The sequence below is a fragment of the Pseudomonas sp. ES1 genome, from assembly GCF_050586605.1.
GTDB lineage: Bacteria > Pseudomonadota > Gammaproteobacteria > Pseudomonadales > Pseudomonadaceae > Aquipseudomonas > Aquipseudomonas sichuanensis.
In genome coordinates this window covers 1-17,944 of record NZ_JBOBDM010000066.1, presented here as the reverse complement: position 1 = coordinate 17,944, position 17,944 = coordinate 1, and the positions used below count along the sequence as shown (strand labels likewise).

Annotated in this window: 18 protein-coding genes; 9 read left to right on the top strand and 9 right to left on the bottom strand. The window is 64.7% G+C overall.

Going from position 1 to position 17,944, the window contains the following annotated elements:
• Positions 1–93: 93 nt before the first annotated feature.
• The 4 genes from ccoM to ACQ4N9_RS22595 form a co-directional block, all read right to left on the bottom strand.
• Positions 94–210 (bottom strand): cytochrome c oxidase subunit CcoM, encoded by a 117-nt coding sequence (gene ccoM, locus ACQ4N9_RS22610; RefSeq protein WP_279630498.1) that lies wholly within the window; start codon positions 208–210, stop codon positions 94–96.
• A gap of 135 nt (positions 211–345) precedes the next feature.
• Entirely contained in the window at positions 346–507 is a 162-nt protein-coding gene (locus ACQ4N9_RS22605; RefSeq protein ID WP_167409876.1) for a hypothetical protein, read from the bottom strand.
• A gap of 87 nt (positions 508–594) precedes the next feature.
• Positions 595–921 (bottom strand): aspartate-semialdehyde dehydrogenase, encoded by a 327-nt coding sequence (locus tag ACQ4N9_RS22600; protein ID WP_390969360.1) that lies wholly within the window; start codon positions 919–921, stop codon positions 595–597.
• Between the two features lie 108 nt (positions 922–1,029).
• Positions 1,030–1,725, bottom strand: a complete 696-nt coding sequence (locus ACQ4N9_RS22595; protein WP_125462920.1) for a M949_RS01915 family surface polysaccharide biosynthesis protein — start codon at positions 1,723–1,725, stop codon at positions 1,030–1,032.
• 127 nt (positions 1,726–1,852) lie between these two features.
• On the opposite strand from ACQ4N9_RS22595, the gene rapA reads away from it, so the two are divergent.
• Entirely contained in the window at positions 1,853–4,699 is a 2,847-nt protein-coding gene (rapA, locus tag ACQ4N9_RS22590) for an RNA polymerase-associated protein RapA (protein WP_110996405.1), read from the top strand.
• A 58-nt stretch (positions 4,700–4,757) separates the two neighbouring features.
• Here rapA and ACQ4N9_RS22585 read toward each other — a convergent pair whose 3' ends face one another.
• Both ACQ4N9_RS22585 and ACQ4N9_RS22580 read right to left on the bottom strand, forming a co-directional pair.
• A complete protein-coding gene (locus ACQ4N9_RS22585; RefSeq protein WP_110993782.1) occupies positions 4,758–5,738 on the bottom strand; it encodes a Bug family tripartite tricarboxylate transporter substrate binding protein in 981 nt (326 codons plus the stop codon).
• Positions 5,739–5,769: 31 nt separating this feature from the next.
• Complete coding sequence (locus ACQ4N9_RS22580; RefSeq protein ID WP_390967164.1) at positions 5,770–7,059, bottom strand: OprD family porin; 1,290 nt, start codon at positions 7,057–7,059, stop codon at positions 5,770–5,772.
• A 212-nt stretch (positions 7,060–7,271) separates the two neighbouring features.
• Here ACQ4N9_RS22580 and ACQ4N9_RS22575 point away from each other — a divergent pair, with 212 nt between their 5' ends.
• Both ACQ4N9_RS22575 and ACQ4N9_RS22570 read left to right on the top strand, forming a co-directional pair.
• A complete protein-coding gene (locus tag ACQ4N9_RS22575) occupies positions 7,272–7,943 on the top strand; it encodes a response regulator (RefSeq protein WP_153788765.1) in 672 nt (223 codons plus the stop codon).
• Positions 7,936–9,315, top strand: coding sequence for a sensor histidine kinase (locus ACQ4N9_RS22570; protein ID WP_390967165.1), 1,380 nt, complete (start codon positions 7,936–7,938; stop codon positions 9,313–9,315). The genes ACQ4N9_RS22575 and ACQ4N9_RS22570 overlap by 8 nt, the downstream gene beginning before the upstream one ends.
• Before the next feature lie 123 nt (positions 9,316–9,438).
• Here ACQ4N9_RS22570 and ACQ4N9_RS22565 read toward each other — a convergent pair whose 3' ends face one another.
• Both ACQ4N9_RS22565 and ACQ4N9_RS22560 read right to left on the bottom strand, forming a co-directional pair.
• Positions 9,439–10,245, bottom strand: coding sequence for an HDOD domain-containing protein (locus ACQ4N9_RS22565; RefSeq protein ID WP_125462808.1), 807 nt, complete (start codon positions 10,243–10,245; stop codon positions 9,439–9,441).
• Between the two features lie 55 nt (positions 10,246–10,300).
• A complete protein-coding gene (locus ACQ4N9_RS22560; RefSeq protein ID WP_390967166.1) occupies positions 10,301–11,242 on the bottom strand; it encodes a YgfZ/GcvT domain-containing protein in 942 nt (313 codons plus the stop codon).
• Positions 11,243–11,375: 133 nt separating this feature from the next.
• Here ACQ4N9_RS22560 and ACQ4N9_RS22555 point away from each other — a divergent pair, with 133 nt between their 5' ends.
• The gene (locus ACQ4N9_RS22555; RefSeq protein ID WP_110993788.1) at positions 11,376–11,630 is read left to right on the top strand and encodes a succinate dehydrogenase assembly factor 2; all 255 of its coding nucleotides are present in this window, start codon (positions 11,376–11,378) and stop codon (positions 11,628–11,630) included.
• Positions 11,614–12,066, top strand: a complete 453-nt coding sequence (locus ACQ4N9_RS22550) for a protein YgfX (protein ID WP_390967167.1) — start codon at positions 11,614–11,616, stop codon at positions 12,064–12,066. The genes ACQ4N9_RS22555 and ACQ4N9_RS22550 overlap by 17 nt, the downstream gene beginning before the upstream one ends.
• Here the strand turns inward: ACQ4N9_RS22550 and nadB are convergent.
• Complete coding sequence (gene nadB / locus ACQ4N9_RS22545) at positions 12,035–13,651, bottom strand: L-aspartate oxidase (RefSeq protein ID WP_390967168.1); 1,617 nt, start codon at positions 13,649–13,651, stop codon at positions 12,035–12,037. The genes ACQ4N9_RS22550 and nadB overlap by 32 nt on opposite strands.
• A 437-nt stretch (positions 13,652–14,088) precedes the next feature.
• Here nadB and rpoE point away from each other — a divergent pair, with 437 nt between their 5' ends.
• The 4 genes from rpoE (at position 14,089) to ACQ4N9_RS22525 (ending at position 17,869) form a co-directional block, all read left to right on the top strand.
• On the top strand, positions 14,089–14,670 hold the full coding sequence (rpoE, locus tag ACQ4N9_RS22540; RefSeq protein ID WP_010220971.1) for an RNA polymerase sigma factor RpoE: 582 nt from the start codon (positions 14,089–14,091) through the stop codon (positions 14,668–14,670).
• A gap of 31 nt (positions 14,671–14,701) precedes the next feature.
• On the top strand, positions 14,702–15,292 hold the full coding sequence (locus tag ACQ4N9_RS22535) for a sigma-E factor negative regulatory protein (protein WP_110993791.1): 591 nt from the start codon (positions 14,702–14,704) through the stop codon (positions 15,290–15,292).
• Positions 15,293–15,303: 11 nt separating this feature from the next.
• On the top strand, positions 15,304–16,269 hold the full coding sequence (locus tag ACQ4N9_RS22530) for a MucB/RseB C-terminal domain-containing protein (RefSeq protein WP_390967169.1): 966 nt from the start codon (positions 15,304–15,306) through the stop codon (positions 16,267–16,269).
• 199 nt (positions 16,270–16,468) lie between these two features.
• The gene (locus tag ACQ4N9_RS22525) at positions 16,469–17,869 is read left to right on the top strand and encodes a DegQ family serine endoprotease (protein ID WP_371923754.1); all 1,401 of its coding nucleotides are present in this window, start codon (positions 16,469–16,471) and stop codon (positions 17,867–17,869) included.
• Positions 17,870–17,944: the final 75 nt, after the last annotated feature.

The following is a 17,944-nucleotide window of genomic DNA, read 5'->3' as shown; positions in this document are numbered from 1 at the left end:
GATGAGCCGCTCCTACAGGGGAAAACTCGAGGCAAAAAAAATGGGCGACCGAAGTCGCCCTAAATGCCTTGCGTGCTCGCGAATCGGGAAGGATCAGCGCTGCTTGCGCTTGTTCGCATCCTTCCAGATGAAAATGCCCAGACCGGCAAAGAAGGCCAACATCAGCCCGACCGTCACCACACCGGCGATAACCACGTTGTCGAAGAACATGTCGGCCCCTCCCTTGGTGTGCCGTCATCCGATGAGTGCACAGTAACCAAAGGCAGGCGGGGGGAAATTGACCAGAGTCAATGGTGCCCGGGGCCGGGCACGCGAGGCGGGTGCAGGGTTGACCTGCATCAAGTTTCAGCGCTTCTTGGGTTTGCCCTTGGGCTTTTTCTTTTTCCCAGAGGCCAGCGGCATGGCCTGCTCGAAGGCCTGGCGCATGTCGTTCAAGCGCTTGTCTTTGAGGTCATGGATTCGTTTGGCGCGTTCAGCGCCGAAGTCGATCAGGTTGTCTTGGCTCATGGCGGGCTCGACGGACAGCAGAGGCACTCATGATGAAGGCAAGCATGAGCGCTGACTAGGTTTTGCAGCAAAACACTCCGGTGCACATCAGACTTCGATGTCCACCAACAGCCCCTGGCGCGTGCGTTCGCCCAGCGGCGACACGGGCACGGTGTTGTCGGCGTTGAGTTCCTCGCCGGGCACCACCACAAGCTGCTCTGCGTCCCCCTGGTTGCGCTGTTGCTGCTGGCGCCGCTGTTCTTCACGCAACAGCAGGGCGCGCTCTGCTGGGTCGCGATGATGCTTGAGGTCGATGGCCCCTTCGCCGGCGGCCGGTTGTGTCGGCACCACCGGCGGGATGGCCGGCGGCGGCTTGACCGGGTCCTGTTGCGAGGTCACCGGGGCGGCGCTGAGCGGAATGATGGGCGGCAGCATGGAATGTTCTCCTGTAGCCACTGTGTCGGCCGGCGCTACGCCGCCTTGAACGCCTGTGGGCAATGGTGGGCGGTGTATCACAACGCCGCACGGGCCTGGGGGCTGCTGTTATTGATCGTCGCCGTCGGGGTCGTCGTCCGGTGGCGCGCTGGTTTCGCTCCATGGCCGCTTGTAGACCTGCTGCCAGACCGCGTCCATATGCTCGCGCAGCACCTGCGGGGCGTTTTTCAGCGAGGCACTGTCTTCGCGCTCGCCACCAAAGGGTTCTTCACCGGCCGGGGTAATCAGCGACTGGCCGGTAATGCTGTATACCGCCTGGCCTTCGCGCATCTCGATGGCGATATCGTGCGGGTCGATGCCACCGCCGCAGAACGCGTGGCTGGCCACGGTCACTTCGGCGACGCCGTCCTTGTTCAGGTCGCTGACGTCACTGACATCGGTATAGAAGTCGACATCCAGGTCCAGGCCGGCGCAGGTGGTTTCCTGCTCGATCTGCCAGCGCGGCTTGAACACCTCTGCGCTGGCGGCACGGCCATACAACGTGGCCTTGAGCACCACCTTGTCGACCTCCTCCTCGGTATCCGGGTCGCTGGCCTGGCCGTCGACCCGGCTCAGCACCAGCAGGCCTTCGCCCTCGCGGTCATGAAAATGCACGCTCTTGATCGGGGTCTGCACGCCCAGCACTTCCAGCTGCTCGACCGGAATCGGCGGCAATACTTCGAAGGTTTTCTGTTCACAGGCGGCCAGCAGCGTGAAACTGCCAATGGCCAGGGAGAGGTTCAACCAGCGGTGCTTGGCAGCCATGTTGGCGCTTGGCCCTCGTGACGGGACGGTGTTCGTCGATGAAAGCGCTAGACTCTTCACATTCATTGGTCTGGCGCAGCCGATCCGTTAACATACTCGGCTTTTTCATCGCGGGAGTTCAGGCAGTATGGCGCAGCAGTATCAACCGGGGCAACGCTGGATCAGCGACAGCGAAGCAGAGCTCGGACTTGGGACCATCCTGGCCGAGGATGGTCGCTTGTTGACCGTGCTCTACCCGGCGACGGGGGAAACCCGCCAGTACTCGCTACGCAACGCGCCGCTGACCCGCGTGCGCTTCTCGCCAGGCGACCAGATCATCCACTTCGAGGGCTGGAAGCTGACCGTGCGCGAAGTCGAGGTCATCGACGGCCTGCTGATCTATCACGGCATCGACGCCCAGAACCAGGCACATGTGCTGCCCGAGACCCAGCTGTCGAACTTCATCCAGTTCCGCCTGGCCAGTGACCGCCTGTTCGCCGGCCAGATCGACCCGCTGTCGTGGTTCTCCCTGCGCTACAACACCCTGCAGCACACCAGCAAACAGATGCTGTCGTCGCTGTGGGGCCTGGGCGGCGTGCGCGCTCAACCCATCGCCCACCAGTTGCACATCGCCCGCGAAGTGGCCGACCGTATCGCCCCGCGCGTGCTGCTGGCCGACGAAGTAGGCCTGGGCAAGACCATCGAAGCGGGCCTGGTGATCCACCGCCAGCTGTTGTCCGGCCGCGCCAACCGCGTGCTGATCCTGGTACCGGAGAACCTCCAGCACCAGTGGCTGGTGGAAATGCGCCGCCGCTTCAACCTGCAGGTCGCCCTGTTCGACGCCGAGCGCTTCATCGAAAGCGACGCCACCAATCCGTTCGAAGACGCCCAACTGGCGCTGGTCGCCCTGGAATGGCTGGTCGACGATGAAAAGGCCCAGGACGCGCTGTTCGCCGCCGGTTGGGACCTGATGGTGGTCGACGAGGCTCACCACCTGGTCTGGCACGAAGAGCAGGCCAGCGCCGAATACGCCCTGGTCGAGCAACTGGCCGAAGTCGTCCCGGCCGTGCTGCTGCTTACCGCCACCCCTGAACAACTTGGCCAGGACAGCCACTTCGCCCGCCTGCGCCTGCTCGACCCCAACCGTTTCCACGACCTGGCCGCGTTCCGCGCCGAGAGCGAAAACTATCGCCCGGTGGCCGAGGCGGTGCAGGAGTTGCTCGACGAAGGCCGCCTGTCGCCGAAAGCCCACGCCACTATCCAGGGCTTCCTGGGCGCCGAGGGTGAAGCCCTGCTGGCCGCCGTTACCGATGGCGACAGCCAGGCCAGCGCGCGCCTGATCCGCGAGCTGCTCGACCGTCACGGCACTGGCCGCGTACTGTTCCGCAACACCCGCGCGGCGATCCAGGGTTTCCCCGAGCGCCAGCTGCACCCCTACCCGCTGGCCAACCCCGAGCCGTATGCCGCGCTGCCATCCGGCGAGCGTGCCGAGCTGTACCCGGAAGTGGCCTTCCAGGCCCAGGGCGAGCCCGGCGACGACGAGCGCTGGTGGCGCTTCGACCCGCGCGTCGACTGGCTGATCGACACCCTGAAGATGCTCAAGCGCACCAAGGTCCTGGTGATCTGCGCCCACGCCGAAACCGCCATGGACCTGGAAGACGCCCTGCGCGTGCGCTCCGGCATCCCGGCCACGGTATTCCACGAAGGCATGAGCATCCTCGAGCGCGACCGCGCCGCCGCCTACTTCGCCGACGAAGAGTTCGGCGCCCAGGTGCTGATCTGCTCCGAGATCGGCAGTGAAGGCCGCAACTTCCAGTTCGCCCACCACCTGGTGATGTTCGACCTGCCGGCGCACCCGGACCTGCTCGAGCAACGCATCGGCCGCCTCGACCGGATCGGCCAGAAGCACACCATCGAGCTGCACATCCCGTACCTGCAGGACAGCCCGCAAGAACGCCTGTTCCAGTGGTACCACGAAGGCCTCAATGCCTTCCTCAACACCTGCCCGACCGGCAACGCCCTGCAGCACCAGTTCGGCCCGCGCCTGCTGGCGCAACTGGCCGGTGGCGACGACAAGGGCTGGGCCAAGCTGGTCGGCGAAGCCCGCGCCGAGCGCGAGCGCCTGGAAGCTGAGCTGCACACCGGCCGCGACCGCCTGCTGGAGCTCAACTCCGGCGGTGCCGGCGAAGGCCAGGCGCTGGTCGAGGCGATCCTCGAGCAGGACGACCAGTTCGCCCTGCCGATCTACATGGAAACCCTGTTCGACGCCTTCGGCATCGACAGCGAAGACCATTCCGAGAACGCCCTGGTCCTGAAACCGAGCGAGAAAATGCTCGACGCCAGCTTCCCCCTGGGCGACGACGAAGGCGTGACCATCACCTACGACCGCGCCCAGGCGCTGTCGCGCGAGGACATGCAGTTCCTCACCTGGGAGCACCCGATGGTGCAGGGCGGCATGGACCTGGTGCTGTCCGGCTCGATGGGCAACACCGCCGTGGCGCTGATCAAGAACAAGGCGCTCAAGCCCGGCACCGTGCTGCTCGAGCTGCTCTACGTCAGCGAAGTGGTCGCCCCGCGCAGCCTGCAGATGGGCCGCTACCTGCCCCCGGCGGCGCTGCGCTGCCTGCTCGACGCCAATGGCAACGACCTGGCCCCGCGCGTGGCCTTCGAAACCCTCAACGACCAGCTTGAAAGCGTGCCCAAGGCCAGCGCCAACAAGTTCGTCCAGGCCCAGCGCGATGTCCTGGCCAAGCGCATCAGCGCGGGTGAAGCCAAGGTCATTCCGGTCCATGAGGAGCGGGTTGCCCAGGCACAGCAACGCCTGGCCGCCGAGGCTGACGAAGAGCTGGCGCGCCTGACAGCGCTCAAGGCCGTCAACCCGAGCGTGCGCGACAGCGAAATCGACGCCCTGCGCCAGCAGCGCGAAGACGGCATGGCCGCGTTGAACAAGGCCGCCTTGCGCCTGGAGGCCATCCGGGTACTGGTCGCTGGTTAAACGCTGTCAAGGTCGTCGCGGGGCAAGCCCGCTCCCACGTGGAGGATGCCGGGGCGGCTTACTGGATCAGCCCGAACTCACGGGCCAGTGCCTTGTAATCGGCCACCTGCTTCTTCACATAGCCGTCCAGCTCTTCGCCAGTCATGGCGAACGGGAACAGCTCGCGCTGGTCGCGCAGCTTGGCGAAGTCTTCCGAGGCGAGCATCTTGTCGAACGAGGCTTTCCACCAGGCGTAGTCTTCGTCGCTGACCTTCGGCCCCAGGTAGAAACCGCGCACCACCGGCCAGACGATGTCGTAGCCCTGCTCCTTGGCGGTGGGGATGTCTTTCATTTCCGGCTCGTCCAGGCGCTTCTCGGAGAACACCGCGAGGATGCGCATGTTGCCGCTCTGGATGTGCGGCATGGAGTCGGAGATATCGGTGGAGCCGACCTGGATATGGCCGCCGAGCAGCGCGGTGGCGATTTCGCCGCCGCCTTCCAGGGCCACGTAGCGCAGGTCGCGCGGGTTGATGCCAGCGGCCTTGGCGATCAAGGCGGTCTGCATCCAGTCCTGGCTGCCGACGGTGCCGCCGGAGCCGATCACTACTTTGCTCGGGTCTTTCTTCAGGGCCGCGACCAGGTCGTCGAGGGTCTTGTAGGGCGAGTCGCTCTTCACCGCGATGGCGCCATAGCTGGTGCCCACGGCTGCCAGCCATTTCACCGCGTTCTCGTCAAAGCGGCCGAATTTGCCCTGGGCCAGGTTCAGCAGCGAGCCGCTGGACCAGGCCACCAGGGTGCCGGCATCGCCTGGCCGCTGGGCGACCACGGCGTTGTAGGCCACCGCGCCGACACCGCCGGGCATGTAGGTCACGCGCATTGGTTTGCTGAGGATCTTTTCCTCCACCAGGGCGCTCTGCACCAGCTTGCAGGTCAGGTCGAAACCGCCGCCGGGCGAAGCCGGGGCGATGCATTCGGGGCGTTTCGGTTCGGCGGCCAGGGCATTGCCTGCCAGCAGCAGGCAGCCGGTTGCGAGGGCGAGGCGGCGCAGTGAAAAGGTCATCGTCTATCTCCGTGAGCGTTGTTGTTATGAGTTACCACAGAGCTACGCTGTAGCTCACCAGCAGCCGTACCTCGTCCGCGTCGCGGGCGATGTTGGAGCGGAAGGTGGCGTTGCGCAGGCGCACGGCGACGTTTTTCAACGGGCCGCTTTGTACCACGTACTTGAGTTCGGTGTTGCGTTCCCACTCCTTGCCCTCGCCTCCGGCGGCGCGGCTGACGTTGTCGCCGTTGATGTAGCGGGTCATGAAGGTCAACCCGGGCACGCCCAGGGCGGCGAAGTTGTAGTCGTAGCGCGCCTGCCAGGAGCGCTCGTCGGCGCCTGCGAAGTCGTTGATCTGCACGAAGTTGACGAGGTAGGGGTCGGCGCCGTCGACATAGGGGAAGGCGCTGTCGCCGCTCAGTTGCTGCCAGCCGGCGCTGAGCTTGTGCCCGCCCAGGCCATAGCTGAGGATGCCGCTGAAGGTGGTGTTGTCGATGCGCCCGGCCTTGGCCTGGCCGGCTTCGTCGCTCACCGCCAGGCGCAGGTCAGCGCCGAAGGTGCCCGGGCCCCAGGGCTGGGTGGCAACCATGCCGATGAAGTGCTGGCGGTAGATATCGTCGAGCTGGGCGAAGTGGTAGCTGCCGGTGATGCGGTCGGTGAACTTGTAGTCCAGGCCTGCCAGGTCGAGGTTGTCGGCGCTGAAACTGCCACCGAAGCGGCCGTTCTTGTTGTTCAGCGCCAGGTCTTCCCAGTTGGTGTCGTTGCGGTCCTTGGCCTTGTCCAGGCGCCCGCCGGTGAAGGTCAGGCCCTTGATCTCGTTGGAGGTGACCAGGCCACCTTCGAAGGTCTGCGGCAGGATGCGCCCGTCGTTGGGCTGCAGGGTGGGCAGTTCGGGGATCAGGGTGCCGACTTTCAGTTCGGTCTTGGACACTTTCACCTTGCCGGTCAGGCCGAGCTTGGAGTACTCGTCGGCCGCCTTGCCGTCGTCATGGGTGGGCAGCAGGCCGGTGTCGGTGCGGTCGGGGCTGGAGTCGAGCTTCACGCCAAGCATGCCCAGGGCATCAAGGCCAAAGCCCACGGTGCCTTCGGTGTAACCGGACTCGAAGTTGAGCATGAAGCCCTGGGCCCATTCGTCGCGCTTGGATTGCTGCGCGCTGGTGCCGTCGCGGAAGTCGCGGTTGAAGTACATGTTGCGGGTTTCGAAGGTGGCGGTGCTGTCTTCGAAGAAGGCGGCCTGGCTCAGGGGGGCGACACCGGCAAGGGCGACGGCGCTGGCGAGGGCGCATGGGCGGGCGGCGAACGAACGGGAAGGCGCGAACGCCTGCGGCTGCATGGACAGCATCGTCGGTGACTCCAATTATTGTTCTTATAAATTGCACCTTGCTGGTGCTTTTGGCGGCGCGTGGGGCGACCGTGGTGCGATGCTAGGCAATCAACCTTTCGCTAACCTTTCAGCGTGAAAGGTTTGCTGCCGGGGCTTCACAGGCCCGGTGACGGCGGTACACTCCGCGCAAAAATCCGCGCAAAAAGCCCTACCGGGGCTGGGAGAATCCGATGCGTGTGCTGCTGGTCGAAGACCACCTGCAACTGGCCGAAAGCGTGGCCCAGGCCCTCAAGAGCCAAGGGCTGACCGTGGATGTGCTGCATGACGGCGTGGCCGCCGACCTGGCGTTGGCCAGCGAGGACTACGCTGTGGCGGTGCTCGATGTCGGCCTGCCGCGCATGGACGGCTTCGAGGTGCTGGCGCGCCTGCGTGGGCGCGGCAAGACCGTGCCGGTGCTGATGCTCACTGCGCGCAGCGATGTGAAGGACCGGGTGCATGGCCTGAACCTGGGCGCCGATGATTACCTGGCCAAGCCTTTCGAACTGACCGAACTCGAGGCGCGGGTCAAGGCGTTGCTGCGCCGCAGCGTGCTTGGCGGTGAGCGCCAGCAGCGTTGTGGCCCGCTGGTCTATGACCTCGATACCCGGCGGTTTTCCCTCGAAAACGAACCACTGACGCTCACCCAGCGCGAGCAGAGCGTGCTCGAAGCCTTGATCGCCCGACCGGGCCGGGTGATGAGCAAGGAGCAGTTGGCGGCCCAGGTCTTTGGCCTGGACGAAGAGGCCAGCCCCGACGCCATCGAGATTTATATCCACCGGCTACGCAAGAAGCTCGATGGTCACCCGGTGGCCATCGTCACCTTCCGTGGCCTGGGCTACCTGCTCGAGCACCGCGATGCGTGACAACGGCAGCCTGCGCGGGCGCCTGCTGGGCAACCTGGCACTGCTGCTGGTGGTGCTGATGCTGGCCAGCGGCCTGAGCGCTTACTGGAATGGCCGTGAAGCCGCCGACACCGCCTACGACCGCACCCTGCTGGCTTCGGCGCGAACCATTGCCGCCGGGCTTTCGCAACGCGACGGCACGCTCAGCGCCGATGTGCCCTATGTGGCCCTTGATACCTTCGCCTACGACAGCGCCGGGCGCATCTACTACCAGGTGCTGGACATCCACCAGAAGCTGATCTCGGGTTATGAAAACCTGCCAGCGCCCCCACCGGGTACGCCGCGCACAGATGATTACCCGGCGCTCGCCCGTTTCTACGACGCCACTTACCAGGGCCAGGATGTGCGGGTGGTCAGCCTGCTCAAGGCGGTCAGCGAACCGAACATGAACGGCATGGCCGAGATTCGCGTGGCCGAAACCGAAGAGGCGCGGGTGCGCATGGCCCGTGGCCTGATGGCCGACACCCTGCTGCGCCTGGGCATGCTGGCGCTGGGTGCGCTGGTGCTGGTGTGGTTCGCGGTCAGCGCCGCGCTGCGCCCGCTGGAGCGCCTGCGGGGCGCGGTGGAAGAGCGCCAGCCGGACGACCTGCGGGCCTTGCCGGTGGTGCAGGTGCAGCGCGAACTCGGGCCGCTGGTGCGTGCCCTCAACCACTTCACCGAGCGCTTGCGTGGGCAGTTCGAGCGCCAGGCGCAGTTCATCGCCGATGCCGCCCATGAGCTGCGCACCCCGCTGGCGGCGCTCAAGGCAAGGGTCGAACTGGGCCTGCGCTCGAAGGATCCCGAGGAGTGGCGCCAGACCCTGGACGCCGCCGCCCAAGGCACTGACCGCCTGACTCATCTGGCCAACCAATTGCTGTCGCTGGCACGGGTGGAAAACGGCGCACGGGCCATCGCCGAAGGCGGCGCCCAGCGCCTGGATCTGAGCCAGTTGGCCCGTGATCTGGGCATGGCCATGGCCCCCCTGGCCCATGCCCGCGGCGTGTCGCTGGCGCTGGAAGCCGAAGCGCCGGTATGGCTCAAGGGCGAGCCGACCTTGCTCAACGAGTTGCTCAGCAACCTGGTGGATAACGCCTTGGCCCATACACCGGTGGGTGGCGATGTGATTCTGCGGGTGTTGGCACCGGCGGTGCTGGAGGTCGAGGACGATGGGCCGGGGATTCCCGAGGAGGAGCGTGAGCGAGTGTTCGAGCGCTTCTACCGGCGCAGCGCGCAGGGCAGCGGGCTGGGTTTGGCCATCGTCGGCGAAATCTGCAGGGCGCACCTGGCGCAGATCAGCCTGCATGATGGCGAGCGGGGCGGGTTGAAGGTGCGGGTGAGTTTTATCGCCGATTGATGGGTTGCTTATGAGGGCCTCTTCGCGGGTGAACCCGCTCCCACAGGGAGATGCAGTTCCTCTGGGAGCGGCGGTGCGCCGATGCGATTTACCCGCGAAGAGGCCAGCCCAGGCGATACGGGATCAGCGCAACATGTTCCGCGCTTCCAGCAGCTCATCGACATTCAGCTCGGTCCCGTAGGGCAGCCCCAGGTGCCGGTAGGCGGGCAGCGCCGCCAGCGGCCGACTGCGCCCGCGCTGGCTGATGCAGCGGGCGACCTGCACCACATCGATGTAGTCGACCTGGTCGGTGCGCCGGTCCAGGTCCTGGACCTGGCCTGGCAGCTTGACCAGCTGCTCAGGGAATTCCCAGGCACTGAGGATCTTGTCGCCCAACGCTGGCTGGATCTGTTCGATCACGTAATGCAGGCACACCGGGTCCGATAGCAGTTCGTTGTGCTCCTGGGCATAGATCAGCACCGGCAGTGCGCCGATCTGGTGAACCAGGCCGCCAAGCGCGGCCTGGTCGGGTTTGAGCTGGGTGTAACGGCGGCACAGTTCATAGCTGATGCCTGCGACTTCAAGGCTGTTGGCCCAGATATCGCGGAGTTTTTGTTCGACCGCCGGGGCGCGGGCATGGAAGATCTGCTCGATCACCAGGCCAATGGCCAGGTTGCAGCTGTAGTTGATGCCCAGGCGGGTGATGGCGGTGTGCAGGTCGGTGACTTCAACCGCGGCGCGCAGCAGGGGGCTGTTGACCACCTTGATCAGGCGCGCCGACAGGGCGGCGTCGCGGCCGATCACCTTGCTCAGGGCCGATACGCTGATTTCGCTGTCCTCGGCGGCTTCGCGGATGCTCAGGGCAACCTCCGGAAGCGTCGGCAGGACCAGGTCGTCGTTGTCGATGGCTGTGAGCAATTGCGCTTGGACCATCTCGGCCAGCTTGTTCATGGACTTCTCTACGGCAAAGGTGGTGCGGCCCCGCCCCGTGGGCGGGGCGGGCTGGTCAGCGTTGGATTTCCCGGTCGCGGTCCAGTTCGTAAGGCAGGTCGAGCAGCGCCAGGCGTGGGCCTTCGAGGCTGCCCAGGTGCAGGTTGTCGTCGGCCACTGCGTCGGCGCTGAGCACGGCCAGCAGCTCGACACCGTCGCCCGCGCTGGCGGCGATCACCACTTCACCGACCGACGAGCCGTGGGTGGGCGAGAAGATCTCGGCGCCTGGCGCCGGCACGTCGGCCTGGTCGAGCGCGAGGCGGTACTGGCGGCGCTTGAGCTTGCCCAGGTACTGCATGCGCGCGACGATTTCCTGGCCGGTGTAGCAGCCTTTCTTGAAGCTCACGCCATCGACTGCCTGCAGGTTGATCATCTGTGGGATGAACAGTTCGCGGGTCGGGCCCATGACCTGGCCGATGCCGGCGCGGATCTGGCCCAACAGCCAGTCGTTCAGCGTGCCTTCGGGCAGGCTGGCGGCGAGGGTTTCGCGTACTGCCGTGGCCTGTTCGGCGGGCGCCCACAATTCCACCCGGCCAGCCGAGACACGCAGGGCGATCAGGTTGTCGTGACGCACGGTCGCACCAGCGGCTTCCGGCACGTTCATGCCCAGGGCCTGCAGGGCAGCTTCGCCGTGTTGCAGGCCAAAACGTACCCAGGCAGCGCTTTCGTCGCTCAGGGTAGCCTTGGAGAACACGGCGTACTTTTTCAGGTCGGCCAATTGCGCGTCGAGCAGTTCGCTGGCCATCGCCAGCAGGTAGCCATTACCTTGCGGGAGGATGCGGAAGCTCGACTGCATCCGGCCCTTGACCATGCAGCGAGCGCCGAGGCCGGCGTGTTCATCGCTGAGGTAGTTGAGGTTGCAGGTCAGTTGGCCTTGCAGGAACTTGCCGGCATCGGACCCGCGCACGGCGAGGATGCCCTCGTGGGCGAGCGTACAGAAAAAAGCGGAATCGGCCATGGGTCATCGCGGTAGCTAGAGACTGGCGGCCATCATAGAACGCCAGTAACAAAATAGGTAGGTGACTAGACCAACGCCCGGTGTCGCTTCGTGCGCCGCACGGTATACTGCCCGACCATTCGAGGAGGGCCCCATGGTCGAACAAACTGAACTCAACCGGCTTTTCTGGCACAGCCGCCGTGGCATGCTGGAACTGGACGTGCTGCTGGTACCTTTCACCCAGGAGGTCTACCCCAGCCTGAGCGAAGCCGACCGTGAACTCTACGTGCGCCTGCTGAGCTGCGAAGACCAGGACATGTTCGGCTGGTTCATGGAGCGCAACGAGTCCGAAGACCCGGAGCTGCAGCGCATGGTCCGCATCATCCTGGACCGTGTCCAGCCCAAGTGACCGTTTCGAGTGCCGTTGGCAGGGCTCACGCCTGCTGCTGACGGCCTACCTCGCCAGCCAGGCGCTGGCGATCATCACCCTGGCCGTCATCGCACTGCCGTTCTGGCTGCGCGGCCTGGTGTGCTTCGCCTGCCTGGCGCATGCCTGCTGGACCATTCCCCGCCGTATCCTGCTCACGCACCCCGAGGCGATCACCGGCTTGCGCCGCGACCCGCGTGGCTGGCGTTTGTACAGCCGTGCCCGTGGCTGGCAGGCGGTGCGGTTGTGCCGCGACAGCATTGCCCAGCCAGGTTTGGTGGTGTTGCGCTTCGTGCGCAAGGGCCGCTGGCTCAGTGAGAGCCAGTGCGTCGTGAGCGATGCACTGGCCCCTGAGGCGCATCGGCGCCTGCGCGTGCGGCTGAAGTTCAGCCGGCGAAGGTGGGCGGCTGCAGGATAGTGTCGTGGGCCTCGGGCAGCATGCCCGGGTAGTCGAGGGTGTAGTGCAGGCCGCGGCTCTCTTTGCGCTGCATCGCCGAACGGATCATCAGCTCGGCGACCTGGGCCAGGTTGCGCAGCTCGATCAGGTCGCGGCTGACCTTGTAGTTGCTGTAGAACTCGTCGATTTCGTCCAGCAGCATGCGCACGCGGTGCTCGGCACGCTGCAGGCGCTTGCTGGTGCGCACGATGCCGACATAGTCCCACATGAAGCGCCGCAGTTCGTCCCAGTTGTGCGCGATGATCACGTCCTCGTCAGAGTCGGTGACCTGGCTTGCGTCCCAGCAGGGCAGGGCGCGGGGCATGCTCACCTGGTCGAGGTGCGCCTCGATGTCGGCGGCGGCGGCGCGGCCGTAGACGAAACATTCGAGCAGCGAGTTGCTGGCCATGCGGTTGGCGCCGTGCAGGCCGGTGAAGCTGGTTTCGCCGATGGCGTAAAGGCCGGGTACGTCGGTGTGGCCGCGATCATCGACCATGACCCCGCCGCAGGTGTAGTGGGCCGCTGGCACCACCGGGATCGGCTGGCGGGTGATGTCGATGCCGAAGGTGAGGCAGCGCTCGTAGACGGTGGGGAAGTGGCTCTTGATGAACTCGGCCGGCTTGTGGCTGATGTCCAGGTACACGCAATCCACGCCCAGGCGCTTCATCTCATGGTCGATGGCGCGGGCGACGATGTCCCGTGGTGCCAGCTCTTCGCGTGGGTCGAAGCGGGGCATGAAGCGCTCGCCATTGGGCAGGCGCAGCAGGGCGCCCTCGCCGCGCAGGGCTTCGGTCACCAGGAAGCTCTTGGCTTGCGGGTGATACAGGCAAGTGGGGTGGAACTGGTTGAACTCCAGGTTCGCCACCCGGCAACCAGCCCGCCAGGCCATGGCGATACCGTCGCCACAGGCGCCGTCGGGGTTGCTGGTGTACAGGTACACCTTGGCCGCGCCGCCCGTGGCCAGCACGGTGAAGCGGGCGCCGAAGGTGTCGACCTCGCCGGTGTTGCGGTCCAGTACATAGGCGCCCAGGCAACGGTCGCCGGCGAGGCCCAGGCGGCGCTCGGTAATCAGGTCGACCGCGACGCGCTGCTCCAGAAGCTCGATGTTCGGCCGCTGGCGGGCCTGGTCGAGCAAGGTTTTGAAGATCGCCGCACCGGTGGCGTCGGCGGCATGGATGATGCGCCGGTGGCTGTGGCCGCCCTCGCGGGTGAGGTGAAACTCGAAACCACCGTCGTCGACGCTGTAGTGCTCGTCACGGGTGAACGGCACGCCTTGCTCGATCAGCCATTCGATTGCTTCGCGGCTGTGTTCGACGGTGAACCGCACCGCGTCTTCGTGGCACAGGCCGCCGCCGGCATTGAGGGTGTCCTCGACGTGCGACTGCACGGTATCGGTGTTGTCGAGCACTGCGGCCACGCCGCCCTGGGCCCAGAAGGTAGAGCCGTTGGCCAGGTCGCCTTTGCTGAGTACGGCGATGCGCAGGTGGCCGGGGAGGTTCAGTGCCAGGCTCAGACCAGCCGCACCACTGCCGATCACCAGGACATCATGTTGGAATTGTTGGCTCATGTCGGGACACTAGTAATCTTCGAAGGGGGCACGGCACAATAGTCAAGCGCAGATGGCATTGTGAAACTATCGTGAAACCGGGCCGGGATGCCTTTATAGCAGCCCCGGGGGCCTGATTTCCAATGGCGCTTGCGGGGCAAAGACGATCTTTTTGGGAACTTTCCTCTACCCCAGGAAATCCTAAGAAGGCTGTACGCACGCCACATTTTGCCGCGGCGACGCAGGGCGGCGGCCCTTTGCTTGGGCTCAGACCTGCGTACTGAAACCTGATTATCGACGCAGCCGGCCGTGACCGCGCTGCGTCTTTCGTGCGAGCCGACCAAGGGCCGCAGGAAACTTGCTTGGAGGGGAGAACTTTTGCGTAAAGCCCGAGTCTATGGTTGCAAGCCTGAACGATGCTTGTCGCAACGCTCCTTCGAGTTCACTGAGGAGTGTTCATGCTAACCCAGGAAGAGGATCAGCAGCTTGTCGAGCGCGTGCAGCGCGGCGACAGGCGAGCGTTCGATCTGTTGGTGCTGAAGTATCAGCACAAGATTCTCGGGTTGATCGTGCGTTTCGTACACGACACCCATGAAGCGCAGGACGTGGCGCAGGAAGCCTTCATCAAGGCATACCGGGCGCTGGGGAATTTCCGCGGTGACAGCGCGTTTTATACGTGGCTTTACCGCATCGCCATCAACACGGCGAAAAACTATCTGGTGTCCCGTGGAAGACGGCCGCCAGACAGCGATGTGAGCTCCGAGGATGCGGAGTTTTACGACGGCGATCATGGTCTCAAGGATCTCGAGTCCCCAGAACGCGCTTTGTTGCGGGATGAAATCGAAGGCACTGTCCATCGCACCATCCAGCAACTGCCGGAAGACCTGCGCACGGCGTTGACGCTGCGCGAGTTCGATGGCCTGAGTTACGAGGACATTGCCAGTGTCATGCAATGTCCGGTGGGTACCGTGCGCTCCCGGATTTTCCGCGCTCGGGAGGCCATAGACAAAGCCCTGCAACCGCTGTTGCAGGAAACCTGAGACAGCGGCGACAGCCAAGAGAGGAACCGCCATGAGTCGTGAAGCTTTGCAGGAATCGCTGTCCGCGGTAATGGATAACGAAGCGGACGAACTGGAACTGCGTCGAGTGCTCAATGCCGTCGACGATTCCGAAACCCGTGCCACCTGGTCGCGCTACCAGGTCGCTCGCGCAGCGATGCACAAGGAATTGCTGTTGCCCAAGCTGGATATCGCCTCGGCGGTCTCCGCAGCATTGGCCGACGAGGCGGTGCCTGCCAAGGTCAAACAAGGCCCGTGGCGCAGCATTGGCCGCCTGGCCGTGGCTGCCTCGGTGACCGTTGCCGTGCTGGCTGGCGTGCGTTTCTACAACCAGGACGAGATCACGGGTGCCGAACTTGCGTCCCAGCAGCCTGCCCAGCAGGGGCTGAGCATGCCACAGGCACAAGGCCCCGCCGTTTTGGCAGGCTATAGTGAGAGCAGCGAACAACCGACCGGGCCGATGGCCAACGGTGTGCTGCAGAACCAGGCTGGCTGGGATCAGCGTCTGCCAGGTTATCTGCGCCAGCATGCCCAGGAATCCGCGCTCAAAGGCACCGAGACCGCTCTGCCTTACGCACGCGCTGCCAGCCTGGAAAACCGCTAGTAAGGAGGATCATGCGCGCGCTACCTCTCCTGTCGCTGCTGCTTGGCAGCAGCCTGACGGTGCAGGCCTACGCGGCCAACTCCACGCCCGAGGCGAGCGAGTGGCTGAACAAGCTGGCACAGGCTGAACAAAGGCAGAGTTACCAGGGGTCGTTCGTCTACGAGCGCAACGGCAGCTTCTCCACACACGATATCTGGCATCGCGTCCAGGACGGCAAGGTCAGCGAGCGGTTACTCCAGCTCGATGGCGCTGCCCAGGAAATCGTGCGTGTCGATGGCAAGGTGCAATGCGTCAGCGGCGCCTTGGTCAGCGGTGTGACCGCACCGCCCGACGCCGCCCCGCGCATGCTCGACCCTTTGAAACTGATGAGCTGGTACGACCTGAGCGTGGCAGGCAAGTCACGCGTCGCCGGGCGCGACGCGGTGATTGTGACCCTCACCCCGCGTGATCAGCATCGCTACGCCTTCGAACTCCACCTGGACCGCCAAACCGGCTTGCCGCTGCGCTCGTTGATGCTCAACGAAAAGGGGCAGTTGCTCGAACGCTTCCAGATGACCCGCCTGGACACCGAAGACCTGCCGAGTGACGCCGACCTCAGTGCCAGTGCCGCTTGCAAGCCGATCGAGCGGGTGGTCGCGAGTACTTCGCAGGCCGTTGCTGGCTGGCGCTCGGACTGGCTGCCACCAGGCTTCGAGCTGATCAACAGCAGTGTGCGCCGTGACCCGGACCGCAAAAGTACCATCAGCAGCCTGATGTATGACGATGGCCTGACGCGCTTCTCGGTGTTCCTTGAACCGATCAGCGACAACTCAGGCACCGATACCCGCACTCAGCTCGGCCCGACCGTCGCGGTCTCGCGCCATCTCAACACGCCCAAGGGCAAAGTGATGGTCACCGTGGTCGGTGAGATTCCACTGGGTACCGCCGAGCGCGTGGCGTTGTCGATGCGGGCCCAGGATGCTCAGGCGCGTCAGTAACGGCGCTTTGTGAAAGCTTCTGTTACACAGTGCTGACAGGAAATTAACCCATTGTCATTTGCAATCCAGCCATAAATTTTCTATAGGTCAGGCTCTTCTGGGAGTCTGGCCTTTTCTGCGTCTGCTGGGCCTAACTGCTAACTACGCTCGTTGTAACGGGAGCCGTATGTCAATACCACGCTTGAAACCCTACCTATCGATGTTCGCCGCTGTGCTGATGCTCGGCCAGGTGCTCACCGCCCAAGCCCAGGAAGCCCTGCCCGACTTCACGACCCTGGTCGAGCAGGCCTCGCCGGCGGTGGTCAACATCAGTACCAAGCAGAAACTGCCGGACCGCCGTATCGCCGCCGGGCAGATGCCCGACCTCGAAGGCCTGCCGCCGATGTTCCGCGAGTTCTTCGAGCGCAACATGCCACAGCAGCCGCGCTCGCCTCGGGGTGATCGCCAGCGCGAAGCGCAGTCGCTGGGCTCGGGCTTCATCATTTCCAGCGATGGCTATGTGCTGACCAACAACCATGTGGTCGCCGACGCCGACGAAATCATCGTTCGCCTCTCCGACCGCAGCGAGCTGCAAGCCAAGCTGGTCGGCACCGACCCACGCACCGACGTGGCCCTGCTCAAGGTCGAAGGCAAGAACCTGCCGACCGTCAAACTGGGCGATTCGGAAAAGCTCAAGGTGGGTGAGTGGGTGCTGGCCATCGGTTCGCCGTTCGGCTTCGACCATTCGGTGACCAAAGGCATCGTCAGTGCCAAGGGCCGTACCCTGCCCAACGACACCTATGTGCCGTTCATCCAGACCGACGTGGCGATCAACCCGGGCAACTCCGGCGGCCCGCTGTTCAACATGAATGGCGAGGTGGTCGGTATCAACTCGCAGATCTTCACCCGTTCCGGCGGGTTCATGGGCCTGTCCTTCGCCATCCCGATCGACGTGGCGATCGACGTTTCCAACCAGCTGAAGAAAGACGGCAAGGTCAGCCGCGGCTGGCTGGGCGTGGTGATCCAGGAGGTCAACAAGGACCTGGCTGAATCCTTCGGCCTCGACAAGCCGGCTGGCGCCCTGGTAGCCCAGGTGCTGGAAGACGGCCCGGCGGCCAAGGGCGGCCTGCAGGTGGGCGACGTGATCCTGAGCATGAATGGCCAGCCGATCGTCATGTCGGCCGACCTGCCGCACCTGGTTGGCAGCCTCAAGGATGGCGCCAAGGCCAAGCTTGAGATCATCCGCAATGGCAAGCGCCAGAACCTCGATGTCACCGTCGGCGCCCTGCCGGATGAAGAAGCTGACATCGGCACCGGTGCCCAGGGCAGCGTCGAGCGCAGCAGCAACCGTCTGGGTGTGTCCGTGACCGACCTGACCGCCGAGCAGAAAAAATCCCTGGAGCTCAAGGGCGGCGTGGTGATCAAGGAGGTCCAGGACGGCCCGGCAGCATTGATCGGCCTGCGTCCGGGCGATGTCATCAGCCACCTGAACAACCAGGCCATCGGTTCGGCCAAGGAATTCACCGAAATTGCCAAAGACCTGCCGAAGAACCGTTCGGTGTCGATGCGCGTGCTGCGTCAGGGACGCGCAAGCTTCATCACCTTCAAGCTGGCTGAATAAGCGGATTGTGGGGTAGGAAAAGGGCAGCTTCGGCTGCCCTTTTTACGTAGCAGTCAGTATCACAAAGCTCTACGT